This window comes from Ensifer sp. 38_S197, assembly GCF_056924495.1.
The window spans coordinates 2,849,849-2,870,389 of record NZ_JBXOVZ010000001.1; the positions used below are offsets into that span (position 1 = coordinate 2,849,849).

A 20,541-nucleotide genomic window follows, 5' to 3' on the forward strand; every position below is an offset into this window, starting at 1 on the left:
CGTAATTCGCGAAAGTTGCATCGGGCGCTTGACGCAGGTTCCTGCAACGTGTGCCCTTCCTGCAGGCCGCGCCAGAATGCCGGACGCGAAAAATCCCGTGGCGGCAAGTCATCACTGTGCAGCGTGTTTACTGTGGACGGCGATCCAAGCGCGTCCGTCGCTGCCTCACCGCCTCGCTGCCTGTCGCCCTGTCAGATGGGGAGTTCGAAGCCGGATATCTGGACGATCCAAGGCAAGTTCCCGTCTTGGTCCGAGAGGTGCCGGAAAGGCCAGGTCCGTCACGAGGCGCTCGGCACCGAAGCTTGTGGCCGAATGGCGATGCGATACCGAGTCCCGTGGCGGTACGCGAGCGCAGGCGAACGACCGCTCTCGGCGTGAGAAAGAGCACCGCGCTGCACGGCGCGGTCCACTGAAATGCCGGCCGGAGCGCCTTGTTATACCTTGGGCATGACACCTTTGGTGACGAGCCAGGTCTCGAAGGTGCCCGGGCATCCTTCGCTCAGCCATCTTCCCCGGTAGGAAAAGCCGGGGGTGGCACGTCCGGCGCCAACGAGCCCGTCGTCATAGCGGCCGACGATCCCAACTGCCTTGTGCATTTTTCCAGGATGTTTTCTCTTGGTCTTTGAGAGCTTCATTGGATGCCCCTACGCACTACAACCTTAAAGAAATAGCGTCTCACAATGCACGCATCCGTCAAGGATTAGACGGGTGCGCAAATGGGATTAGGAGTCGAGCGAAAGGTGATGCGCCGGTCGATAGTCGCAGGCCGCTCGATCAGGTCTCCACGATGTCGGCGTTCCATCAACAGACCCGGTTCTGTCGGTCGGCAGCCGCTGATTTCGTCAGGACGAAGCAGCAAGGTCCGCCAGCGCCTGGCTAATTGCGCGCGTGGCAAGTTGAGAGCGGCGGCTTCGTCGTGACCGCGAAGGGCAGGGCGCAGAAAGGCGGCGGGTGGCGGCTTGCATCTTGCGCCCTACCGCCGCCGACCCTCTATCGACACCCTCGCGCGGGCTGGCCCGAGCAATACTATTGCAGAACGACAACGGCTTCGACCTCGAACAGCATGGGGTCGATTGCGAGCTTCGGAACGGGAACCAACGTTTGTGCCGGCAGCGCGGTCCCAAACATTTCCTTGACGTTCTCGGTCAACACCCCAAGCTTGGACATATCGTGGTCGACCACGAAGATTGTGAGCTTGGCAACCTGGTCTGGCCGGGCGCCGAGTGAGTCGAGGGCAGCGCGCAAATTCGCATAGGCCTGCTTAACCTGAACGGCGAAGTCGGGCGACAACGCTCCCGTACTGTCTTGGCCCGCCTGTCCGGAGATGTAGGCCACCCGTGCACCAGCGGGCGTGACCACCGCGGTGCTGTAACCATTCGGCGTCGGGTCGTAGAGAGTCTTGGGATTGACAATAGTCAGCTTGAGATTGCCCTCATTCGCTGTTGCCGCACTCAGAACTCCAATGTTCATGATGACTAGCCCTCCGATAAGCACATGCTTGATTGTGCGTGACATGATTTTTCTCGCCCGAATGCCATAAGCACGGGTCTCGCGCCGGCATAATTTGAACCCTGAGCCCAATCATTGACGATTGACTCGTACATTGTACGATCTTCCTTACATCGTACACTGTACGAGTCAATGGGTAAGGGTCGACATCCACTGTGTTTCCGGCCAAATACGCGGGAGCGAATGAAGAGGAAGATGCAATGGCGGCCAAAAGCAGCGGCGCCCGGACGAAACGATTACAACGGGAAAATGGGAGTCGCCAATCAGGCCAGGAACAGCGCGGCGACGGTTCGCTCTCCCTCGAACGTATCATAGCGACCGCTATCGAACTGCTGGACGCTCAAGGTGTAGACGGGTTGACGATGCGACGGCTGGCTGATCGTCTCGGCTCAGGAGTAATGAGCCTCTATTGGCACATCGACACCAAAGAGGATGTTTTTGATCTCGCGCTCGACGCGGTGCTCGAATACCGCGGCTTTTCGCAAACGGGTGAACCCGGAGGGTGGCGCGCAGAAGTCGTCCATATGCTCGAAGACTGGCGCGCCTGCATGCTGCGTCATCCTTGGTCGGCTTCGCTGTTGCCGAGCCGGGCGCTCGGCGCCAACATGCTGCATCGCTTGGAACTGCTCGGCAGCATCTTGTCCCGCGCCGGTGTCGCCGACGCGGATCTCAACGTTGCGATCTGGTCACTTTGGAATCACGTCCTGGGCGCCACCGTCACACGGGCAAGCTTCGACCTGTCGGATGAGGACAAGGAAGCAGCCCAGCAGCGCCTTACGCACCTTAGTGAACGCTACCCGACAATTGGACGCTCCCGTCTCTTGCTGGAAAACGACTGGGACGGCACCTTCAGGAAGGGCCTCGATTTCCTGCTGGATGGTCTGACGCCGAAACAGTGACCGTCGAAGTCTTGCGACACGGTGTTGCCGAGCGTAGCTGAGATTTTTCGCCGATACTTCTCACCCGCGCTGCGGGCAGCCATCGCCAATCGATCGCTGCGAACCTCAGGATGGCTCCGGAATAGCCTCGTTTATATCGACCTGTTGGCCATAGAACACACGGATGGCTAGAACGACGCCGGCGATCAGCACCACAACGCCGGTGGCCTCGATCATTGTCGGCCATCGCGCATGGACAACGAGGCCACCGATCACGCCGAAGGCAGTTTCCGAGACGATCAATTGCGCCGCGAGCGCGACGGGCAGGGTACGCGAAGCGACATTCCACGCCCACACCCCGCACACCGTCGCCATCAGGGCGAGCGAGGTCCCCCACAAATAGAGGGAGCCGGCCGCTTCCCAGCCGAAACCGAGTTCCGGAAGCTGAACGAGGCTCATCGCTGTACCAACCGGGTAAAATGCGAGCATCTGGACACCACCGCTGATAAGGATGAGCGCAGACCACGTATCGGAGGGCATGTCAGGGCGGATTGCGAGCGCCGCCTGATTGGCGATGGCAAACCACACCCATAGCCCAACCGCCGCAAGAGCAAGCGGGATACCAATCCAAAGCGACCGAACGGAAATGAGGCTGTCAGTCGTGAATGCCGAGCCGTTGACCAGAATGAGACCGATCACCACAAGTACGAGTGGCGTCATCAAGAAGCGCCAGTGGAGCGACTGCTGACGCCGGTTTCCAATGATCGCGAGTACGATCGGCACCAGGCCAAGGAAGGCCGGCGCAATGACCGGTCCACTGAAGATTGCAGCTCCCGTCACCGTCAGAAAGTAGCCGACGTAGCCGATGAAGGCCAATCCCGTTGCCGCCATGGCGTTGCGGAACGTCAGGTGGCGTAGAGCCGTCTCTCGTCCCGAAAACAAAATGACTAGACCAACCAACGCCGAGACGACGTGCCGGACCAGGGCGAAATCGAAGGTGGAGTAGTCACCGATAATGAATGGCACGATGAAATTGAGGGAGAAGGCAAACGCCGCAAAGAGCGCTGCGAATACGCCGACCGAAAATTGCCTGTTCATCATGAGCACCGCCTCGAGCGTCTGAATGAGCTTTGCCGATTTTTCACGGCCAAGCTCCGTTTCCACGATGCTTAAAGGGATAGACCTTCCCTTCGGCCCGTTCGACGCCTAAGTTCGCAAGAGGGTTTTCGAAAAATAGAAACATGAACTGGAACGATGTCCGCTACTTCCTCGCAGTGACACGCCAGGGCGGCCTCACCGCCGCTGCGCGTGAGGTGAAGGCCAGTGCTTCGACGGTCGCGCGACGAATAGAGACCCTTGAATTCGCATTGAAAACGCGCTTGTTCGAACGCAGACCAGAAGGCTACGAGCTGACGGATGCAGGCCGCGCCATGGTTGAAAAGGCGACGGCGATTGAAACCGCAATGCACGAGCTGGAGGGCAGTTTTTGCGGGCATGATGGTAGCGTCTCGGGAACGGTGAGAATTATCACCGTCGATGCGCTTGCCCATCGTCTCCTGATGCCAAGCCTGCCGGCGCTGCAGGAGGCCTATCCCGACCTCTCGTTGGGAGTTGTGGTCAACGCCGCATCCTTCGCCCAACTTCCGCAAAGGGAAACGGATATCGGCCTGCGGCTCTGCCGTCCCGAACAGGGCAATTACGTGGTACGTCGGATCGGTATGATCGCATTCGGCCTCTATGCGTCGAGCGATTATCTGAAGCGCTATCCTGTTCGGGAAGATCAGCTGCCCATCACCGGCCATCGGCTTATCACCTGGGGAGACCCCCTGTCGTTTCTCTCCCTTCCCAAGACGTTGCGCTCATGGGTCGATAGCGGTGTCGCCAATTTGACGGTCGATTCCATGCAAGCGCAGTTGTTAGCGATGAAGGCGGGCAACGGCATGGGCGTGCTGCCGTGCATTCTCGCGGACAAGGAGGAAGGGCTAGTCCGGGTCAAGCCGGACCTTTGCCGGCAGGAAGATCCTATCTGGCTCATCGTCCATGAGGGGGTTCGCGGCGCGAAACGCATCCGCGTCGTCTGCGAGTTTCTCGAGACCATCGTGAAGCAGGGACAGCGGGCGCTTTCGGGGGGTATCCCTAACGAACATTAAGGCGCAAAACGCGAAGCCTAAATGTTGCAGGGCTGGTGCCTCTACATCTTTTGGAAGGCCGTACACTCCCTGTTTGCGGACAATATCGAGGGCTGCGCGATGAACGTGGTCGCAAAGACGCCCTTGGTGTCGCCTCAGATTAACGAAAATTCGGGCAAGCTGCCTGCCCGAATTCACGCCGACATCGGACCCCGGTTATTCAGCGGCTGAGCGCTGCGGCAGAATCCAGTTCTGGCGCGGGAAGTGGCAGGTGTAACCGTTGGGATAGCGCTCCAGGTAATCCTGGTGTTCCGGCTCGGCTTCCCAGAAATCTCCCACGGGCTCCACTTCGGTCACGACCTTGCCCGGCCACAGGCCTGAGGCGTTGACGTCAGCAATCGTCTCCTCCGCTACCCGCTTCTGCTCGTCGTCGACGTAGTAGATTGCCGAGCGATAGGACATGCCGATGTCGTTGCCCTGCCGGTTCTTGGTGGTCGGATCGTGGATCTGGAAGAAGACCTCCAGTATCCGCCTGTAGCTGATCGTCCCCGGATCGAAAACGATCTCGATACCCTCGGCATGGGTGCCGTGGTTGCGGTAGGTGGCATTGGCCACATCGCCGCCGGTATAGCCCACCCGCGTCGCGATGACCCCGGGAAGCTTGCGGATCAAATCCTGCATCCCCCAGAAGCAGCCACCGGCCAAAACAGCTCTTTCAGCTCTATCGGTCATTCAGATATCCTCCACCTGATTGATGAACCCGCCGTAACCCTCCACCTCCATCTCCTCGCGGGGAATGAAGCGCAGGGCGGCGGAATTGATGCAGTAACGCAAGCCGCCTCGATCCCGAGGCCCGTCAGGAAAAACATGGCCAAGGTGACTGTCACCATGTTTCGAGCGCACCTCGGTGCGGATCATACCATGGGAACGGTCCTGTAGTTCCTCGACATTGGCAGGCACGATCGGCTTGGTAAAGCTCGGCCAGCCACAACCGGAATCGAACTTGTCGGCCGAGGCGAACAGCGGCTCGCCGGAAACGATATCGACATAGATCCCCGGCCTCTTGTTGTCATTGTACTCGCCCGTGAAGGGACGCTCGGTCCCGCTCTGCTGCGTTACGCGAAACTGCTCGGGCGTCAGCTTTTGGATCGCTTCGTCTGTCTTTCTGTAGGTCATTCCTTGTCTCCAATAGGTGTGCTGCTTGGAACCAGCCGTGAAGCTGCGACGCGGGTGCTCGGCTTCTTTTGCGCGATACATCGTTGCGCCGGCCCCCGCGCCCAGGCTCCGTCACTGGTTGAACTGTCGGCGAGCGATATCGTCGATTTCGAAGCGGTAGATGCCGATGTCGTCCAACTGGTGGTCGTTGTAGCGCCCGAGTTCCCGAGCGGTGTGGCGGTAGCGCTGATGTGCGCGGATCCTCGAGATAAGATAGTGCATGATCATGAGGCGTTGCTTTCTCCTGCTTGGCGGCGTCGGGCAATTGTCCCGATTGGCCTCCAAACGATACAGTTCTTTATCGATAGATGCTTAAATATACCGATCTGTATCGTTTGGCAATCCTGCCCACGGGAATGTGTAGCTGCGCTACTGAGCGATGCCGGTTCGAGCGGCGCTGAGCATAGAGCAGGGCGCCTTGGCAGCCCGGTGCTTGCGTTTCTCGGGCAGCGCGATAAAATGACACAAAGCTGTTTTGTTTTGGAGAATGACATGCGCCGTTCAGAGATCCGCGGCCATCTGCTCGATACCGCCTTGCGGCTGTTCAACCTGCACGGCTACCAAGCGACCGGCATCGATCTCCTCATCGCCGAGGCAGGGGTGGCCAAGACGACGCTGTATCGTCACTTTGAAACCAAAGAGGAGCTTATCCTCGCTGCTCTTGAGCGGCGTGATGAGGAATCCCGCGCTGAAATGCGGATCTTTGTCGAGCAGCGTGTGGACGATCCCTATGAGCGTCTTCTGGCAACCTTCGATTTTCTGGAGGCCTCGGTTCGGGACAAGCAGTTCCGCGGCTGCATTTTCATGAGCGCTGCCGGGGAACACAAGGAAGCTGTCGATCCGGTGTTCCGCGCCGCCTTGATGCACAAGCGGCTCGTTCTCGCCTATTTCGAGGAACTCGCCCATGCCGCCCGTTTCGTGGAACCGAAACGCGTCGCAGACGCGATCAACCTCCTGCACGAGGGAGCGACCGCCGTTGCGCAAATGACACGGACGGGCGAGCCGGTCCGGCAGAGCAAACGCATGGCGGAGTGCTTGCTTGCGCAGGAGGTGCGCGCTCCTTCGGAACCGCAGGGAAGGAGCGCGGGTACGGTACCGCATGCAAAGACTTCGAACGCGGGCAGAGCATGAGATCATAACGTCGTAAGCAACGTCAGATGCGCCGGGGGGTGCGATGGATCGTCTCGAAGCAATGAAGATGTTGCTGGCAGTCGTCGACGCCGGCAGCATCTCGGCGGGAAGCAGGAAGCTGAATGCGCCACTGCCCAGCGTCAGCCGCAAGGTGGCCGAACTCGAACGGCACTTGGGCGCGAGCCTGCTCGTGCGCACCAGCCGCAATCTTCAACTCACCGATGCGGGCAGGGAATATGTCGAGGCAGTCCGCAGGATCATGGCGGATCTCGAGGAAGCCGAACGTCGGGCATCCGGCGAGTACCAGACGCCTCGCGGCACCCTGACGATCACCATGCCGGTCGAGTTCGGCGCGCGCTACGTGATGCCGATCGCCCTCAGCTATATGGAAAAATATCCGGAGGTGTCGCTCAACCTGCTCTCGCTCGACCGCACAGTGCATCTCGTGGAGGAGCAGGTCGATATAGCCATCCGGTTGGGCGACCTGGCCGATAGCTCTCTCTACGCGGTCAAGGCCTGTGAGTTTCGCCTGCTGACCTGCGCCAGTCCGGCATATTTGCAGCGCCGGGGCGTGCCGAAGCATCCGAGCGATCTCGCAGACCACGAGGGAGTACTCTTCAACAAGAGGACATTCTTCTGGACCTTCGACGTCGACCGCCACGAGGTGGAGGCGGTTCCACGCAACCGTCTCGAGGTTAACACCGCGGCCAATTGCGTGGCTGCGGCGGTTGGCGGAGCCGGCATCGCCCGCTTGTTCGATTATCAAATCCCGGACGAGCTCGCTTCAGGCGCCCTCGTGCCGGTTTTGGAGGCTTTCGACCAGGCGCCCCAACCGATCCACATCGTTTATTCTGGACAGGGTCAGTTGACGCTGAAGGTGCGGTCCTTCGTCGACTGGGCGCTGCCTCGCCTACGTGCGGCCTGCAGAAGAGGCGAGGCGTCGCAGGCCTAATTGGCAAAGGCAGCCCTAACCTTTTGGACAGTAGTCGCCGGATCCTGCAGATGCGGGAAATGGCCTATACCTGTCAGTATGTCGAACTGCGAATTGGTTCGCTTCGCGAACTCCCTTCCCATCTCTGGCCTGATGTAGATATCGTTTTCGCCCCAGATCACTTTGACCGGAGTCGCGAGCCTGCCGAGGTTGGCTTCGAGATGGTCCTCGTCGCGCGTGAAATGGGAATAGTAAAAGGCGAAAGCGTCGGCGCTCGTTATGCCATCTCGCAGCCAGGAATCCTTCATATCCGCTTGTATCTCGGGCGGCAGTTCGTACTGGGCATCGGATGCAAGGCCGCGACGATGGACGTTTGCTAAGATTTCGCCGCTGGTCTTGTTCATATAGGCACGCGTCGGCGTCGCCGTCGGCTCTGTCTTGAGGTTTTGCAGGCTCTCATACATGTACTGCGGCCGGTTCAGCGGCGCGAAGTCGCCAACGATGATCGTCATCGCCACGGTTGGTTCGTCGAGCGCCAGCAATAGTGCGGGCAGGCCGCCGATATCCGAGGCGTAGATGACCAGATTCGATCGGTCGATGCCCGTCTTCTCAATGTAGGCCTTGAGAATCTTGGCGTAGTCTCTCGGCGAATAGGAGAACTGTGACGGCGAGGGGCGCGACGACTGGCCATATCCGGGCCAGTCGAAAGCGTGGACCTCGTAGTCCGTGCTCAGTGTCGTCGCGATCTCTTTCCAGACGGCCAGCGTTTCGGGGAAGCCGTGCAGGAAGAGAACCGTGCCCTTGGGGGAGGCCGGACGGGCAACCAAACGCCGCAGCGTAACGGTCCCGTCGATCTTGATGAAGTCGATCTTCGGCTTCATCGCAGGGATGGCTGCGCCAGCCTGGACTGACGCTGCCGATGCAATTGCCACGGAAGCGGCGGTCGCGAAGTTCTTCAGGGATGGGATAACCATGTCAGGCGTCCTTCTGGTCAAATCCAAATCTGATGCGAAGATCCGATATGCAACGGGTCGCTGGCAGATGGCATTTGTGAGAGGAACCCTCTTGAATTGAGCAAATGCCCCGCGGTCGCAGGCCGCCCATTCCCATGCGAGAGGTCTCCATCAAACGCAGATGAGAAATCTCGTCTTGGCGTTGGCCCTTCTTCCAGCGTCCGGCTCTTCGCTACAGCCGTCCCGATCGAACCAGGTGTCCGCGTGAGAGGATGGCTCTCAATTCCGCTGGGTGCCGGCCGCCCGGCCGCGTTCTTAGATCTCCGGTCATTCGCGGATCGTCCGATTTCGACAGCGATCCCAAGCGAAACAGCGAGACGAAAATCGCTGGCATCAAAAAGGAAGATCAGAATGAACGATACAACATCCGCTTCGCTACATGCGATCCAAGAACAAGCCAGAGCGCTCCCCGGCCACTCGACCGTCGGTACCAACGATCTCGATGCCGCTGCCGACTACTACGACAAATTGCTCGCCGTCTTCGGTATCGGTCGTGTGCTCGTTCAGCCGGGACGTGCCGTCTACTATGGGCATCGCGCCCTCGAGTTCGGCGTGCTCAAGCCGTTCAATGGCGAGACGGCCATTGCCGGCAATGGTACGATGACTGCCTTCGAGGCCCGCTCGCGAGCGCAGGTGGATCTCGCCCATGCGACGGCCCTGGAAGCAGGCGGCTCGGACGAGGGAGCTCCCGGTCCGAGAGGCCCTGATGGCGGTGACCCCTACTGCGCCTATTTTCGCGATCCGGAAGGAAACAAGTTCCTCGTCTACCGTACAGGTCCCGACGAGGTCTGACGATCACCGCAGCCCGGGACCTCGCCGCCACTGGCGAGGCCCAGCGCCGAGTCCAAACCCAGTCGATTGTGCGCGTTTGTAAAGGAAACTCTCAAATGGACCTGGAAAACAAGGCTCGAAAGAGCCAGGTCACGCGGCGCTCGTTCCTGCTCTCGGGCGCTGCGATCGGTGTTGCGGCAGCGGTGCACCCTGCGTCCGGCGCGACCGCCAACATGAATACGTCGATCAAAAGCGACGATATCCGTCCGTTCAGGGCCGCCATTCCCGAGACGGCTCTCGCGGATCTCAGGCGCCGTCTCGCGGCAACGCGCTGGCCGGACAGCGCGACCGTCAAAGACCGCTCCCAGGGCGTCGAGCAGCGGATGCTCCAGGAACTCGTGGCCTACTGGCAGTCCGCCTATGATTGGCGCGGAGCGGAGCGAAAGCTTAACGCGTTTCCTCAATTCCTGACGAACGTCGATGGGCTGGACATTCATTTCATCCACGCGCGCTCACGCCATGAGGGCGCACTTCCATTGATCATGACTCACGGCTGGCCCGGTTCGATCTTTGAGCTGCTGGACGTGATCGCCCCACTAACCGACCCCACCGCCCATGGCGGCAAGGTCGAAGATGCTTTCCATCTTGTCATCCCTTCGATCCCCGGATTCGGCTTTTCGCAGAAACCAACCTCTACGGGTTGGGACGCGCAGCGGATTGCCATGACCTGGGACCGACTGATGAAACGACTCGGCTACAACCGCTATGTCTCGCAAGGGGGCGACTGGGGCGCCATCATCAGCGACGCCCTCGCGCGTCAGGCACCGGAAGGGCTGCTCGGTATCCACGTCAACAGGATTGAGCGCGCGACAACGTTTCCAGTCGACGCCGCGCAAGCGCTGAAGAGTGGAGGGCCGGCTCCCGACAGCTTGTCAGCCGACGAGAGGAAGGTTTTCGACGAGGCGCGTGACTTCCTCAACAACGGTTTTGGCTACGCTTCGATCCTCAGCACGCGTCCGGAGACGGTCGGGTACGGGCTTGCGGATTCTCCGGTGGGGCTAGCGGCCTGGCTCTACGACAAGATCGCGGATTGGGTGTTCACACGCGGCAATCCGGATCAGGCTTTGAGCCGAGACGATATTCTGGACAACATCACTTTGTACTGGCTGACGAATACCGGCCCGTCGAGCGGACGTATCTATTGGGAAAACCTCAAGGCAGGAGCGAAGCTCACTGCTGCTAAAATTCCTGTCGCCGTGACCGTGTTTCCAGGAGAGGTCTATCGGCCGCCGCGAAATTGGCTGTCAAAAGCTTATCCGAAGCTCGTGTACTACAATCGCGCGCCGAGAGGTGGACACTTTGCTGCCTGGGAGGAACCGGAACTCTTTGCCGAAGAGGTCAGGGCAGGTTTCAAGGCCATGCGTGTTCGGAATTAGACTTCGAACCCAGAATGGCGAGCCGGTGGCGTATCGGCAAGCGTGCCACGGAGCTTCCTCGATCTATGCTCTATGAATCGCATACTGACGCCATATTATTGCCCATTCGCCGGGTGGGCGCCGAGAGGCGTTCCACCGGCTGCAAGCACATGCCCCAAGGAGATCAATCTAGAATTGCGAACGGTACTCCGGTTGGGATAGCTCGATTGGATCCTGTTCCTCGCCGTGCCGGCGCGAGTGCTCAAATTCCTGACCCGTCGAGTTCTTGGTCGTCGTCGCCTTCCCAGGGGGAAGGCATCGCGCTGCGAGTGAGGTTGGCCGAGGGCATCGGCATCCAGCACTTCAATTCCGGCTCGGCGTACTCGATGATGCGGCCGGGCGAGGAATCAGAGGCGCGCCAACCTTCTGCGCCGAACTGATCGCCATTCGACCAATATGCGAGGTCAACTTCTGCCGCCCCCTGTTCGGACGGACGGATCGTGACGAGGATCCGACTGCCATTCTTCGGCGCGCTTGCCATGTGGCGCCATTGGTCTGGCTCGGCCATTATTTTTTCCTCCTGTCTTGCTGCAGGTTGCAAGTGTGGCCTTGCTACCGAAAGCGGTCAACCCATACTGCCCGCCTGGGGAGGGTGACATTCCTATATTGTGGAAACAGGATTCTTCAACTTTTCGGCTGCATATTTGAAGATGACGCAAAGTGGTAAAATTAGAAACGTCGTTTATTGTTGTTGTTTCAAGCGGAATAATTTTGCGTAATACACGGATGCAATTCGCGGTTCGGGTGGAACTGTTCAGTGTTGCGCGGCCGGGTCTGCGGCGGACGACCCCAGCTTGCAAATAGACTCTCGCTTTGGGTCCACCCTGCCGCTTTCAACTGCGCAAGGGCTTGCTGCTCTGCAAAGGCGTACCCGCGGGTACCCTTGATAGGTCCGACGCGACCCATGGCCGGCTGACTCGCTAGATTGTCCGCAGCCGAAACGATGCGTGCTACGACGCGCGCGGCAGCCTCGGGATCGTTTTGCCGATTTGGTCGAGCCTTCGGACAGCGTAGCTGCTCATGCTTTGCTAGCGGCCTTTAAGTACTTTGCCACCACACTGGCCAACTCGTTCACACCGGCAAACTCGCCGCGATCAGCCTCATCTATACCAGCTTGTATCTCGGCCAATTGCCATTCCTCTCTTGCCACAAAGTCTTCAATGGCCCGGGCGGTTAAATAGGCACGAGAGTGATCAGAAAGCGCGGCTATCCTGTCAAGCTTTTCAGCAATTTCGTCTTGCACGCGCACAGTGAAAGCGGCGGTCATTGTCTTAACCTCATTGGTTCATAGTTAATATTGGTGAACGATGTTGTTTCGCCAAGGACGACGCGGCCAGTTGTCTACACAACGAGTAAACAGGAGACGACGGCTCCGACCGCCCAACGTTGACATTGGCCAGCGTGTCGAGAGGCGAGAGTGTCGCATCCCTAAAATACTTACTACACACAATGTGGCGGCCAGGTTGAAATGTCCGCCGCTGAGCAAAGATACGTCTTCAGCCATTTAGAAATACGACACTCGGCATGTCCACTTGCGCTGCGGCAAGCCTCCGACCGGACCGGTTGGGCCGGGTTGCAAGGGAAGGGAGGGGGCGGGTGGGGGACCTTCGGTCTTAGCTTTGAGGGTTTCAATCGTCGCGCTCCTGGGGAATGATCTGAATTGGATCGACACTCCGGTTGGTGCACTCGTGAGCACAGCCACGCTTCACCAGTCTTGCTGCCAAACATTGACGTTTGACCGGCCTCCCAAGAGGCAATGATAGTCAACTGGGCTCGTCGCGCCACAGGTTGATAAGCGGCTCTAAGGCCCACCGGTACAAGGGACGAGTTTCCGCAAGGAAGCACGCAAGCCTCGCTCTCTCGTCGATGAGGTTTCAAAGATTTGGACGAAGGTCTGCGAATATGGCCTCGATCTGAACGGCCTCCTCGTCAGCCAGACCTGCAAACTCCCGTTCGCGGGCACGCTTCGATAGCCTGCCGCTATTCTGTCGCAGGAACCGGAACAGGAGATCGAGTAGCCGGTCCGGCATGTCGACAATCCCCTGAACCCTGTCTTTGAACATATCGTATGCTCTTAGGAACGCGGTCTCAGCCGGCAAGTCGATTTCGACCGTGTGCGCCACGCAGGCAAACAGGAATTCTGCATGCGGCGTCGCGTCGAAAAAGCGGTAGAAATCGACCGTCTCGTTCAATACCTCGACATTGCCGCGATCATTCGACCTCCAATGAATCTGTGGCAGCACGCGGCGTGAATAGCTTTCCAGCACCTTACGATAGTCGTCGATCTGATCCAGGATGGCGGCGGAAACAGGAAAAACCAAGCCGGGCGGATTGAAGCCGCGCTCAGCCAGAACATGATGAATGAGATAGCGGTGGAGACGGCCGTTCCCATCTTCGAAAGGATGGATATAGACGAAGCCGAAGGCTAGGACGGCGGCAGCAAGCACCGGGTTGAGCTCTCGGGCCGCTCCCCTGTCGAAGGCGGTCAACCCGTTGATGAGTTCCGGCAGATCCTCATGTCGTGCGCTGACATGGTCAGGTATGGGGGCTCCGGTATGGCGGTCGTGCTCGCCGACGAAGCCTCCCTCGGCGCGCAATCCCAGGTGCACAAAGCGCGCATCGCCGATGACTATGCGCTGGAGGCGCTCCAACTCCGCGCGGTCGATCGGACGACGGCCTGCCTCCGCGATTGCCTGGCCCCAGCGCTGGATGCGGTCTTGAGGCGGGTCCTCGCCTTCGATCTGAAAGCTCGACCTGGAATCTTTCAAGAGCAGGAACGCTGCCGTTCGCGCCAGTAGATCAGCCGGCACTTCTGCAATCAGGCGCCGAGCCTCGTCGGCCAGATTACGCGCCACAAACGTGTCGAGCGCCGCCGTCCGAAAGACCATAGGACAGAAGGCCGGCGTTCCCGGCAGATTGTTTTTCACGCGATGGCGAGTGGATGTTGCACCCCCCGTCGCCCACTGCTGGTCAGGATCGACCACAAGGGCGTAGGTGCCTTGGGTCGCATCAGGAAGATCTAGCCGGGTATCAAGTAGCCATTCGTAAAGGAACCACAGCCGCCGCGCATATGAGCCCGTCGGAGACGCCCGCACGATGTTGCTTATCGCATCGGGGCCAGTGGCGCGAAACAGCGCTTTAAGGGCTGCTAAATCCAAGCCCTCATAGCGCAGGGCAAAAGTCAGATGGCCGATAAGATCGGCATCAGGCGTGTGCCGCGGCGTATAGATATTCCAGTCGTCAGCCTGATAGACTTTGTGGCGTGGACCAATGGCCGCCAGCCTCCGTGGCAGTGGGACTGGCAACTCATATGCGTCGATTAGAGCAGCATATCCCGCAGGGGTCGCTTTCTCTGGCAACCAGCGTCCGTGAAAAACGCTTACTGCGTCTGAATATGGCTTCCGCTGCGACGCATTCATGAATTTTGATATCCGTACGTGAAAATCAACCCCTAGGAAAGAGTTTCATGAAAACTGATAACATGCAAGCGCGGCTATGTGCGGAACGGACGCTACTTCTGAAGCTCAATCATACGAGCGTCGTAGGCATATCGAAGCAGAACGAAGAGTATGGGGGAGCCGGCTGGGGCTTCGCCTAAAGTCACTGCGGCGTAGCGGCCTTCGGTCTGGATCCTAGGCGATTGTGCTTACGACAACACAGCCCGGGAGTCGTTCTGAGAATAAGCCCCATCTGCCAAGTGCACTCCGCTTCCCGCAGAGAGCGGGCGGCTACTCGATCATGTAGCCCAGCGCCCGATAACCCGCACGTCGCTTCGCAGCCATCCGGACCAGAACCGGGACGGCGTTGTCGACATAATCAACGACCAAGACGTCTTTCTTTTCATCATGCTGGCGATGGAGCCGGCCGACATACTGTGCCAGGGTCCCCTTCCAGGCGATCGGCATCGTCAAGAACAATGTGTCGAGCCGCGCATCATCGAAGCCTTCACCGATATAGCGGCCCGTTGCAAGGATCAGGCGCTCGGCGTCCCCAGGGACATTCAATGCCATGTTGGCTTGCTTACGGTCCTTTGCGGACATGCCGCCGCACAGTACCACGAGATTTCTCACGAATGGCGAGAACCTCTCGTGAAGATAATCGAGGTGGTCCTTTCGCTCTGTCAGGACGATCGGCGAACGCTTCGCCTCGAGCGATTTCAGCACATCATCGAAAATGAGATTGTTCCGCCCGCTGTCCTGCGCCAAAGCGGCATAGATTGCAGGTATGGAAGGGCGTTCGACCGAAGTCAGGGACGGCGGCAATTCAAACTTCGTCGCACGATCGCGAGCGCGATGGCGGATGCCACGTTCGGCAGCTTGAACTCTTGCGTCGACCCGATGACGAACGGGGCCGCATTGCATGAAGATGATGGGATGATGCCCGTCCTTCCGAGCGACGGTCGCGGATAGACCCACCACGTATCGTGCCTTGGTCCGGCGAGCGACAAGCTCAAAGCTGGCCGCTGATAGATGATGGCATTCGTCGACAATCAAATGGCCATAGTCGGCGACAATGTCGGCAACGTCCCCAGGAGCAACATAGAGCAAAGGCAACTCGTGTTTAAGGGCAGGGAAGTGGGCGAAAGGCTGCTTGGAAGAATATGGGCAACGCCGAGATCCCTCTAATCGACGCCTATGGCAACGGATCGTCGTTTGCACGAAACTGGACCTCACGGAGTAGGTCAGGCTCTCGCTTGAAATCTCTCTCGCCGGCTTGTATATGCAGATGTATATGCAGAAGAGGAGAATTTCATGCCGCAGATCAGACACAACGAACCTCCTGCAAGGGAAGCTAAGCTCTTCCGGAATAACAGGAGCCAGGCTGTCCGTATCCCGGCTGACTTTGAGCTTCCTGGCGATCGAGTGATGATCCACCGCGACGGGGATCGGCTTATCATAGAGCCGGTGCGCCGCAAGAACCTGCTGGAAGTCCTGGCGGGTCTGGATCCCCTTGGGCCTGAAGATCAGTTCCCCGATATTGACGAGACTTTGTTGCCCGCCAAGGAGATCGACCTTTGAGCAGCCTTTTCATGCTGGACACCAATATTGTGTCCGAGCTGGCCCGGAACCCGAGAGGGCAGGTCGCTGAACGCATTGCTGAGGTCGGATCGGAGGCAATCTGCGTCAGCATCATAACGGCGGCAGAGCTACGTTATGGATGCGCCAAGAAGGGATCCCCGAAGCTGCTGACCCAGATCGAAGCCATTCTCGGAAGCATTTTGGTGCTCGCACTAGACGTGCCTGCCGATACAAAGTACGGCGACATCCGGGCCGGCTTGGAAGGCATGGGCAAACCAATCGGCCCAAATGACCTATTGATCGCTGCTCACGCCTGTGCCGCCGGAGCAGTCCTCGTTACGGCCAATGCCGGGGAGTTCATGCGCATTCCCAACCTCCACGTTGAAAACTGGCTGGAGTTGACTTCAAGGCAATCAAAAGGCGCGGCCCGCTGACGTTCGTACCACACAAGACACACAATGTGGCGGCCAGGTTGAACTGTCCGCCGTTGCGCAAAGTTAAAATGTCACTTGGATACGTCTTCAGCCATTTAGAAATACGACACCCGACATCTCCGCTTGCGCTGAGGCAAGCCCCCGACCGGACCGGCTGGGCCGGGTTGCAAGGGAAGGGAGGGGGCGGGTGAACCAGTTCGACGGGACGGTAATCGACCCCATCGCGGAAGAAACCGAAATCGAGGCCTTCCGTGAAGTAGCTGAGTGATCAGCCCCTAACCGGTCGCGGTCGTCTCCGCCGCGACTGGTCACTAAAAAAGATCGCTTGGTTGCTGTTCTCATTGACAACAGAGCGGCGTGTTGTTATGGATAACAACATGAAAGCCGTGCTGATCGAGAAATCCCGAAAGGTCATCAACGACGCGGCCTTTTTTGAGGTCGTGTTGTGGCATTTGCCGGAACCGGTACCGGGCAGCGCACATCCGTTCAAATACAGGCTTGCGCTCGTCGTGAATGGAGAATGCGTGCTCCGGTATGACAACGAGCGCGGCAAAGGCGATCATCGGCACATCGGTGCTCGCGAGGAAGCGATAGGATTTACCACCCTCGAAGCTCTCTTCGATGCCTTTCAGGCGGATATGGAAAGGATACTGGGATGACGACGCTGACTGTACGTTTGGGCACGATCGACGACATCAAAGCCCGGTTTGTTGCGGCAGGCAAGCTCGCACTGTCCGGCAAAGCCGTCGAAGCGAGACCGTCCGTCGAGTTTTCGAGCTATGATGACTTGCACCGTATTCTAGCCCCCTTGCGTCTCGCCATCATTAAGGCTCTGGCCGGACAAGGCCCGCTTCCCATCCGCGAGGTTGCCCGGCGCGTGGACCGTGATGTGCAGGCCGTTCATCGCGACGTGACAACACTTATCAATGCGGGTGTCATCGATCGGCATGAGAATGGTGTCGAGTTTCCGTACGACGGCATCCATTTCGAATTCGATGTGACCGCCGAAAAGGCGGCTTGATCGCGCCGTCACCGCATGGCCCTTCCGCAGATCGGCGCCAGCTCCGCCCACGGCGGATCGAACGCCGCGGCCGGAATGAGAGGAGCCCACGTGATGCAGTTCGTTCAGCTCGCGCGCCAGCGTCGGACCGAAATCCAGATAGCGCTCGCGGATCAGATCCAGCGGCGCATTGCGAAAATCTTCGCTGTGGCGCCGATTGCTTGGCCGCGATCGCTTCTTTGAAACCAGACCGGCCGCACCGGACCGGTCATAAGCCTGCAGCAGCCGGTGCATCTGACTTCGGCTGAGCCCGAGCAGTTCGGCTGCCAGGACAACGCTTAGGCGTCGATCATTGATCTTCTGAATGACTTCGAGGCGATGCAATTCTTTCTGCGACATGGTGATCAAGCAGGACATCACGACTCCGAACGCTCATGGTCTCCACCAGGCGGAAGGTCGTCATCCTTGCTCCCAACGTTGACATTGACCAGCGCGTCGAGAGGCGAGAGTGTCGCATCTCTAACTGGCCTATATGTCGCATCTCTAAAATGCCGCTACACGCAATGTGGCGGCAAGGTTGAACTGTCCGCCGCTGCGCAAAGTTAAAATGTCACTTTGGACACGTCTTCAGCCATTTAGACATGCGACACGCGACATCTCCACTGGGACAGAGGCAAGCCCCCGACCGGACCGGCTGGACCGGGTTGCAAGGGCAGGGAGGGGGCGGGTGGTGACGCTCCCCTTCGGCTTTAGCTTTCTCAGTAGCAATTGTTTTGTCGCCGGTTGATACTCGCTTGCACCTGCATAGGGCGAGTAGGGATCACAGCCGCACGATGCTTCCGGAAATCAAGCTGAAGGGTGACGTCGATGTCGCCGCACTGTCCCCACTTCTGCGCGGTATGCTTCTTTCGGTTGCCTATGCTGACGGTGAGGGCGGCATAGGATTGACGGCGACCGGCGCCATGAACCGCAAGTTCGTGCATTGGGCCGCTGTGCACTTCCTTTGGCCAGGCTTCACAGCCGAAGACCTCTACAGCATGAACAAGGTGCTCAATGAAAGCGACATGCCACCGCTTTGGGTCGTGCGCGACATGACCCGTCATCTGAAGCTTCTTCGCCGGAAAAAAGATGTGCTGCTGCCAACCAGACGCGGCCGGGAGTTCCTGGTGAACCCGCAAGCCTTCTTCGATCTGGTCGCCACGGATTATCTCTATTCGTATGTCCATACCACCGAGCGGGAGGAGGAGGTCCGAGCGCGGTTACGCTGGTGGCGCATGTTCCTCAATCTTCTCAATATCAAAGCCAGAGAAGGGTGCACGCCAATAGACGTTGTGAAGATCCTCTATCCAGACTTGGCGCCTCTGTCGGACACCGAAATGACCATAGAAACCTGGAAGTTGAAATCCGACCTCCAATATGGCGTCTTTCGACGCTTGTGCTGGCTCGGTGTGCTCTATGAGGCACGAGAGGGGCTCACGCTCCTCCAGGATGGAGCCTTCCACAAGACGCCACTTTGGCCAGCTTGCCTGCAGTTGGAATCGGATACGCAGAGCGACATCGGCGTGCATTGACGCTCTTTATTCCGCCGCTGGCCGCCTCATCAACGCTTTCTCTCGTCGCGCAATCACCGCCGGATCGTTCATGAAATCCGTCCGCTTGCCCGGCCTGCGGCCACGCGGTTTGTAGCCGTTCTTGTCGCTGTTCGTCTTCACAACCGGCTTTTGCTCCTGGTCCTGGCGCTCCTTGATGTAGGTCAGGAGTTCACCGAGCCGCTTGTTCTCGGTGATCGCCGCATGCGTCACCCGCTGGTCCTTGTCGAACACCCGGTATGGCAGGGAATGCCCCTTCCAGCGCACATCCAGCCTGCCGTCGGCAAGCGCGTAAGTCTCGACATAACGACCGACCAGCCCGCGCGTCACCTCGTTCTCTTCCAGCATGATCCGCTGGCGCTCGAACGAAAACGTCAGCTGGGCACCGACATAACGCTGCTCACGTTTGCACAGAACGTCGCGTAGCCGATCCGGGGCAAGGTTCAGCGGCCGATGCAGATCCTCAGCTCGGGCAGGGGTAATGGCAAACTGGCGGTTATAGCGCTCCATGAACCGAGGCAGGAAAGCGTTGCCATCATCCATGCCGCAGATGCCCTCCAGACGCAGATCCTTGATCAACCGGTCCTGTAGCGTCCGGTTCATTCGCTCGACCCGGCCTTTGGCCTGGCTCGAGTTTGCGCAAAGAATCTCGATGTTTAGCTCGCAAAGCGCACGCCCGAACTGGGTCATGCCCTGACCGCCCCTGGCATCCTTCTTCGCAACCCGGAACACCGAATGCTTGTCGGAATAGAAGGCGACGGGAGCACCATGCGCCTTCAGATAGAGCTCGAGCGCCTCGAAATAGCTGAACGCGCTTTCCGAGCGCACAAACCGTAACTGCATCAGCTTGCCAGTCGCATCATCGATGAACACCAGCAATGAACAGGGGTCACCGCGATCTTCGAACCAACGATGCTCGGATCCATCGATTTGCACCAGTTCGCCATAGGCCTCGCGCCGCAATCGTGGCTGATGGAACGTCCGTCGCTGCTTGCGCGACAGCCACAGGCCGGCCTCCGACATCCATTGGCGCAAGGTCTCGCGCGACACCGTCAGACCATCACGCTCCGCAAGCTTCTCGGCCGCCAGCGTCGGACCAAAGTCCGCATAGCGCTCGCGCACGATCGCCATGGCATAATCGCGCACGCCGTCACGAATCCGATTGTTCGATGGCCGGCCAATCGCCTTGTGCCTTATCGACGCTGCGCCGTCTGTGCGGATCCGATCCAGCAGCCGACGCACCTGACGGGTGCTTAAGCCAAGCACATGCGCCGCCGAAACCAACGACATACGTCCGGCGACCACTTTCGACAAAACCTCAATCCGCTGCAGATCGCGTTCGCTCATCGCAATCAATCCCATCCGCAATCTCCCAGGTCATCAAAACCCGGGGAGAGTGACATTCCAACTTTGCAGGATCAGGACACTTCAACTTTGCGGCTACACGC

The 20,541-nt window shown here is 58.9% G+C and carries 24 protein-coding genes and 1 pseudogene; 12 read left to right on the forward strand and 13 right to left on the reverse strand.

Annotated elements, in window-relative coordinates; genetic code table 11:
• Positions 1-434: 434 nt before the first annotated feature.
• Both AC1Z3V_RS13050 and AC1Z3V_RS13055 read right to left on the reverse strand, forming a co-directional pair.
• Entirely contained in the window at positions 435-635 is a 201-nt protein-coding gene (locus tag AC1Z3V_RS13050; protein ID WP_483499418.1) for a hypothetical protein, read from the reverse strand.
• Positions 636-1,026: 391 nt separating this feature from the next.
• Positions 1,027-1,515, reverse strand: coding sequence for a RidA family protein (locus AC1Z3V_RS13055; protein ID WP_483499420.1), 489 nt, complete (start codon positions 1,513-1,515; stop codon positions 1,027-1,029).
• Positions 1,516-1,709: 194 nt separating this feature from the next.
• On the opposite strand from AC1Z3V_RS13055, the gene AC1Z3V_RS13060 reads away from it, so the two are divergent.
• Complete coding sequence (locus tag AC1Z3V_RS13060; protein ID WP_429820754.1) at positions 1,710-2,408, forward strand: TetR/AcrR family transcriptional regulator; 699 nt, start codon at positions 1,710-1,712, stop codon at positions 2,406-2,408.
• 105 nt (positions 2,409-2,513) lie between these two features.
• Here AC1Z3V_RS13060 and AC1Z3V_RS13065 read toward each other — a convergent pair whose 3' ends face one another.
• Complete coding sequence (locus AC1Z3V_RS13065) at positions 2,514-3,485, reverse strand: EamA/RhaT family transporter (protein WP_429820797.1); 972 nt, start codon at positions 3,483-3,485, stop codon at positions 2,514-2,516.
• Between the two features lie 143 nt (positions 3,486-3,628).
• Between AC1Z3V_RS13065 and AC1Z3V_RS13070 the strand changes: the two genes are divergently transcribed.
• Entirely contained in the window at positions 3,629-4,537 is a 909-nt protein-coding gene (locus tag AC1Z3V_RS13070; RefSeq protein WP_429820752.1) for a LysR family transcriptional regulator, read from the forward strand.
• A gap of 195 nt (positions 4,538-4,732) precedes the next feature.
• On the opposite strand, the gene msrA is transcribed toward AC1Z3V_RS13070, so the two are convergent.
• The 3 genes from msrA to AC1Z3V_RS13085 all read right to left on the reverse strand — a co-directional run bounded on the left by msrA (position 4,733) and on the right by AC1Z3V_RS13085 (position 5,959).
• On the reverse strand, positions 4,733-5,248 hold the full coding sequence (msrA, locus tag AC1Z3V_RS13075; RefSeq protein WP_429820750.1) for a peptide-methionine (S)-S-oxide reductase MsrA: 516 nt from the start codon (positions 5,246-5,248) through the stop codon (positions 4,733-4,735).
• Positions 5,249-5,692 (reverse strand): peptide-methionine (R)-S-oxide reductase MsrB, encoded by a 444-nt coding sequence (msrB, locus tag AC1Z3V_RS13080; RefSeq protein WP_429820748.1) that lies wholly within the window; start codon positions 5,690-5,692, stop codon positions 5,249-5,251.
• A gap of 111 nt (positions 5,693-5,803) precedes the next feature.
• Positions 5,804-5,959 carry a DUF1127 domain-containing protein gene (locus AC1Z3V_RS13085; protein WP_429820747.1) on the reverse strand — a complete coding sequence of 52 codons (156 nt, stop codon included), beginning with the start codon at positions 5,957-5,959 and terminating at the stop codon, positions 5,804-5,806.
• 264 nt (positions 5,960-6,223) lie between these two features.
• On the opposite strand from AC1Z3V_RS13085, the gene AC1Z3V_RS13090 reads away from it, so the two are divergent.
• Both AC1Z3V_RS13090 and AC1Z3V_RS13095 read left to right on the forward strand, forming a co-directional pair.
• Positions 6,224-6,862, forward strand: coding sequence for a TetR/AcrR family transcriptional regulator (locus AC1Z3V_RS13090; RefSeq protein WP_483499666.1), 639 nt, complete (start codon positions 6,224-6,226; stop codon positions 6,860-6,862).
• A gap of 43 nt (positions 6,863-6,905) precedes the next feature.
• The gene (locus AC1Z3V_RS13095) at positions 6,906-7,814 is read left to right on the forward strand and encodes a LysR family transcriptional regulator (protein WP_429820744.1); all 909 of its coding nucleotides are present in this window, start codon (positions 6,906-6,908) and stop codon (positions 7,812-7,814) included.
• On the opposite strand, the gene AC1Z3V_RS13100 is transcribed toward AC1Z3V_RS13095, so the two are convergent.
• Complete coding sequence (locus AC1Z3V_RS13100; protein WP_429820742.1) at positions 7,811-8,767, reverse strand: alpha/beta fold hydrolase; 957 nt, start codon at positions 8,765-8,767, stop codon at positions 7,811-7,813. The two genes, AC1Z3V_RS13095 and AC1Z3V_RS13100, sit on opposite strands and share 4 nt — an antisense overlap.
• A 390-nt stretch (positions 8,768-9,157) precedes the next feature.
• On the opposite strand from AC1Z3V_RS13100, the gene AC1Z3V_RS13105 reads away from it, so the two are divergent.
• Together AC1Z3V_RS13105 and AC1Z3V_RS13110 are read left to right on the forward strand one after the other, a co-directional pair.
• Positions 9,158-9,598, forward strand: coding sequence for a VOC family protein (locus AC1Z3V_RS13105; RefSeq protein WP_429820740.1), 441 nt, complete (start codon positions 9,158-9,160; stop codon positions 9,596-9,598).
• A 95-nt stretch (positions 9,599-9,693) separates the two neighbouring features.
• Positions 9,694-11,013 (forward strand): epoxide hydrolase family protein, encoded by a 1,320-nt coding sequence (locus AC1Z3V_RS13110; RefSeq protein ID WP_429820738.1) that lies wholly within the window; start codon positions 9,694-9,696, stop codon positions 11,011-11,013.
• A 241-nt stretch (positions 11,014-11,254) separates the two neighbouring features.
• Here the strand turns inward: AC1Z3V_RS13110 and AC1Z3V_RS13115 are convergent, their stop codons facing one another.
• From AC1Z3V_RS13115 to AC1Z3V_RS13125, 3 genes are all read right to left on the reverse strand, one after another.
• The gene (locus AC1Z3V_RS13115; RefSeq protein ID WP_429820736.1) at positions 11,255-11,560 is read right to left on the reverse strand and encodes a hypothetical protein; all 306 of its coding nucleotides are present in this window, start codon (positions 11,558-11,560) and stop codon (positions 11,255-11,257) included.
• Between the two features lie 510 nt (positions 11,561-12,070).
• A complete protein-coding gene (locus tag AC1Z3V_RS13120) occupies positions 12,071-12,319 on the reverse strand; it encodes a CopG family ribbon-helix-helix protein (RefSeq protein ID WP_483499425.1) in 249 nt (82 codons plus the stop codon).
• A gap of 607 nt (positions 12,320-12,926) precedes the next feature.
• Positions 12,927-14,471: a Fic family protein gene (locus AC1Z3V_RS13125; RefSeq protein WP_429820732.1), complete on the reverse strand. Its 1,545-nt coding sequence runs from the start codon at positions 14,469-14,471 to the stop codon at positions 12,927-12,929.
• A gap of 47 nt (positions 14,472-14,518) precedes the next feature.
• Here AC1Z3V_RS13125 and AC1Z3V_RS13130 point away from each other — a divergent pair, with 47 nt between their 5' ends.
• Entirely contained in the window at positions 14,519-14,650 is a 132-nt protein-coding gene (locus AC1Z3V_RS13130; RefSeq protein WP_429820730.1) for a hypothetical protein, read from the forward strand.
• A 130-nt stretch (positions 14,651-14,780) separates the two neighbouring features.
• Here AC1Z3V_RS13130 and AC1Z3V_RS13135 read toward each other — a convergent pair whose 3' ends face one another.
• Positions 14,781-15,599: a DEAD/DEAH box helicase gene (locus tag AC1Z3V_RS13135; RefSeq protein WP_483499427.1), complete on the reverse strand. Its 819-nt coding sequence runs from the start codon at positions 15,597-15,599 to the stop codon at positions 14,781-14,783.
• A gap of 204 nt (positions 15,600-15,803) precedes the next feature.
• Here AC1Z3V_RS13135 and AC1Z3V_RS13140 point away from each other — a divergent pair, with 204 nt between their 5' ends.
• The 4 genes from AC1Z3V_RS13140 (at position 15,804) to AC1Z3V_RS13155 (ending at position 17,525) form a co-directional block, all read left to right on the forward strand.
• On the forward strand, positions 15,804-16,070 hold the full coding sequence (locus AC1Z3V_RS13140; RefSeq protein ID WP_429820726.1) for an antitoxin: 267 nt from the start codon (positions 15,804-15,806) through the stop codon (positions 16,068-16,070).
• Positions 16,067-16,504, forward strand: coding sequence for a type II toxin-antitoxin system VapC family toxin (locus tag AC1Z3V_RS13145; protein WP_429820724.1), 438 nt, complete (start codon positions 16,067-16,069; stop codon positions 16,502-16,504). The genes AC1Z3V_RS13140 and AC1Z3V_RS13145 overlap by 4 nt, the downstream gene beginning before the upstream one ends.
• A gap of 377 nt (positions 16,505-16,881) precedes the next feature.
• Entirely contained in the window at positions 16,882-17,163 is a 282-nt protein-coding gene (locus AC1Z3V_RS13150) for a toxin-antitoxin system TumE family protein (RefSeq protein WP_429820722.1), read from the forward strand.
• Complete coding sequence (locus AC1Z3V_RS13155; RefSeq protein ID WP_429820720.1) at positions 17,160-17,525, forward strand: HVO_A0114 family putative DNA-binding protein; 366 nt, start codon at positions 17,160-17,162, stop codon at positions 17,523-17,525. The genes AC1Z3V_RS13150 and AC1Z3V_RS13155 overlap by 4 nt, the downstream gene beginning before the upstream one ends.
• A gap of 87 nt (positions 17,526-17,612) precedes the next feature.
• On the opposite strand, the pseudogene AC1Z3V_RS13160 reads toward AC1Z3V_RS13155, so the two are convergent.
• Positions 17,613-17,921, reverse strand: a pseudogene (locus AC1Z3V_RS13160) (helix-turn-helix domain-containing protein); the annotation flags it as partial.
• A gap of 416 nt (positions 17,922-18,337) precedes the next feature.
• Between AC1Z3V_RS13160 and AC1Z3V_RS13165 the strand changes: the two are divergent.
• Positions 18,338-19,075, forward strand: a complete 738-nt coding sequence (locus AC1Z3V_RS13165; RefSeq protein ID WP_483499430.1) for a hypothetical protein — start codon at positions 18,338-18,340, stop codon at positions 19,073-19,075.
• 6 nt (positions 19,076-19,081) lie between these two features.
• Here the strand turns inward: AC1Z3V_RS13165 and AC1Z3V_RS13170 are convergent, their stop codons facing one another.
• The gene (locus AC1Z3V_RS13170) at positions 19,082-20,455 is read right to left on the reverse strand and encodes an ISNCY family transposase (RefSeq protein WP_483499432.1); all 1,374 of its coding nucleotides are present in this window, start codon (positions 20,453-20,455) and stop codon (positions 19,082-19,084) included.
• Positions 20,456-20,541 lie beyond the last annotated feature (86 nt).

Excerpts from the sequence above, each read along its gene's own strand:
- AC1Z3V_RS13105 (WP_429820740.1), top strand. The coding sequence starts at position 9,158 with ATGAACGATACAACATCCGCTTCGCTACATGCGATCCAAGAACAAGCC.
- AC1Z3V_RS13170 (WP_483499432.1), bottom strand. The coding sequence starts at position 20,455 with ATGGGATTGATTGCGATGAGCGAACGCGATCTGCAGCGGATTGAGGTT.
- AC1Z3V_RS13065 (WP_429820797.1), bottom strand. The coding sequence starts at position 3,485 with ATGAACAGGCAATTTTCGGTCGGCGTATTCGCAGCGCTCTTTGCGGCG.
- AC1Z3V_RS13090 (WP_483499666.1), top strand. The coding sequence starts at position 6,224 with ATGCGCCGTTCAGAGATCCGCGGCCATCTGCTCGATACCGCCTTGCGG.
- AC1Z3V_RS13140 (WP_429820726.1), top strand. The coding sequence starts at position 15,804 with ATGCCGCAGATCAGACACAACGAACCTCCTGCAAGGGAAGCTAAGCTC.
- AC1Z3V_RS13150 (WP_429820722.1), top strand. The coding sequence starts at position 16,882 with ATGAAAGCCGTGCTGATCGAGAAATCCCGAAAGGTCATCAACGACGCG.
- AC1Z3V_RS13115 (WP_429820736.1), bottom strand. The coding sequence starts at position 11,560 with ATGGCCGAGCCAGACCAATGGCGCCACATGGCAAGCGCGCCGAAGAAT.
- AC1Z3V_RS13085 (WP_429820747.1), bottom strand. The coding sequence starts at position 5,959 with ATGATCATGCACTATCTTATCTCGAGGATCCGCGCACATCAGCGCTAC.
- AC1Z3V_RS13155 (WP_429820720.1), top strand. The coding sequence starts at position 17,160 with ATGACGACGCTGACTGTACGTTTGGGCACGATCGACGACATCAAAGCC.
- AC1Z3V_RS13095 (WP_429820744.1), top strand. The coding sequence starts at position 6,906 with ATGGATCGTCTCGAAGCAATGAAGATGTTGCTGGCAGTCGTCGACGCC.
- AC1Z3V_RS13070 (WP_429820752.1), top strand. The coding sequence starts at position 3,629 with ATGAACTGGAACGATGTCCGCTACTTCCTCGCAGTGACACGCCAGGGC.
- msrB (WP_429820748.1), bottom strand. The coding sequence starts at position 5,692 with ATGACCTACAGAAAGACAGACGAAGCGATCCAAAAGCTGACGCCCGAG.
- AC1Z3V_RS13050 (WP_483499418.1), bottom strand. The coding sequence starts at position 635 with ATGAAGCTCTCAAAGACCAAGAGAAAACATCCTGGAAAAATGCACAAG.
- msrA (WP_429820750.1), bottom strand. The coding sequence starts at position 5,248 with ATGACCGATAGAGCTGAAAGAGCTGTTTTGGCCGGTGGCTGCTTCTGG.
- AC1Z3V_RS13125 (WP_429820732.1), bottom strand. The coding sequence starts at position 14,471 with ATGAATGCGTCGCAGCGGAAGCCATATTCAGACGCAGTAAGCGTTTTT.
- AC1Z3V_RS13110 (WP_429820738.1), top strand. The coding sequence starts at position 9,694 with ATGGACCTGGAAAACAAGGCTCGAAAGAGCCAGGTCACGCGGCGCTCG.
- AC1Z3V_RS13100 (WP_429820742.1), bottom strand. The coding sequence starts at position 8,767 with ATGGTTATCCCATCCCTGAAGAACTTCGCGACCGCCGCTTCCGTGGCA.
- AC1Z3V_RS13055 (WP_483499420.1), bottom strand. The coding sequence starts at position 1,515 with ATGTCACGCACAATCAAGCATGTGCTTATCGGAGGGCTAGTCATCATG.
- AC1Z3V_RS13120 (WP_483499425.1), bottom strand. The coding sequence starts at position 12,319 with ATGACCGCCGCTTTCACTGTGCGCGTGCAAGACGAAATTGCTGAAAAG.
- AC1Z3V_RS13060 (WP_429820754.1), top strand. The coding sequence starts at position 1,710 with ATGGCGGCCAAAAGCAGCGGCGCCCGGACGAAACGATTACAACGGGAA.
- AC1Z3V_RS13130 (WP_429820730.1), top strand. The coding sequence starts at position 14,519 with ATGAAAACTGATAACATGCAAGCGCGGCTATGTGCGGAACGGACGCTA.
- AC1Z3V_RS13165 (WP_483499430.1), top strand. The coding sequence starts at position 18,338 with ATGCTTCCGGAAATCAAGCTGAAGGGTGACGTCGATGTCGCCGCACTG.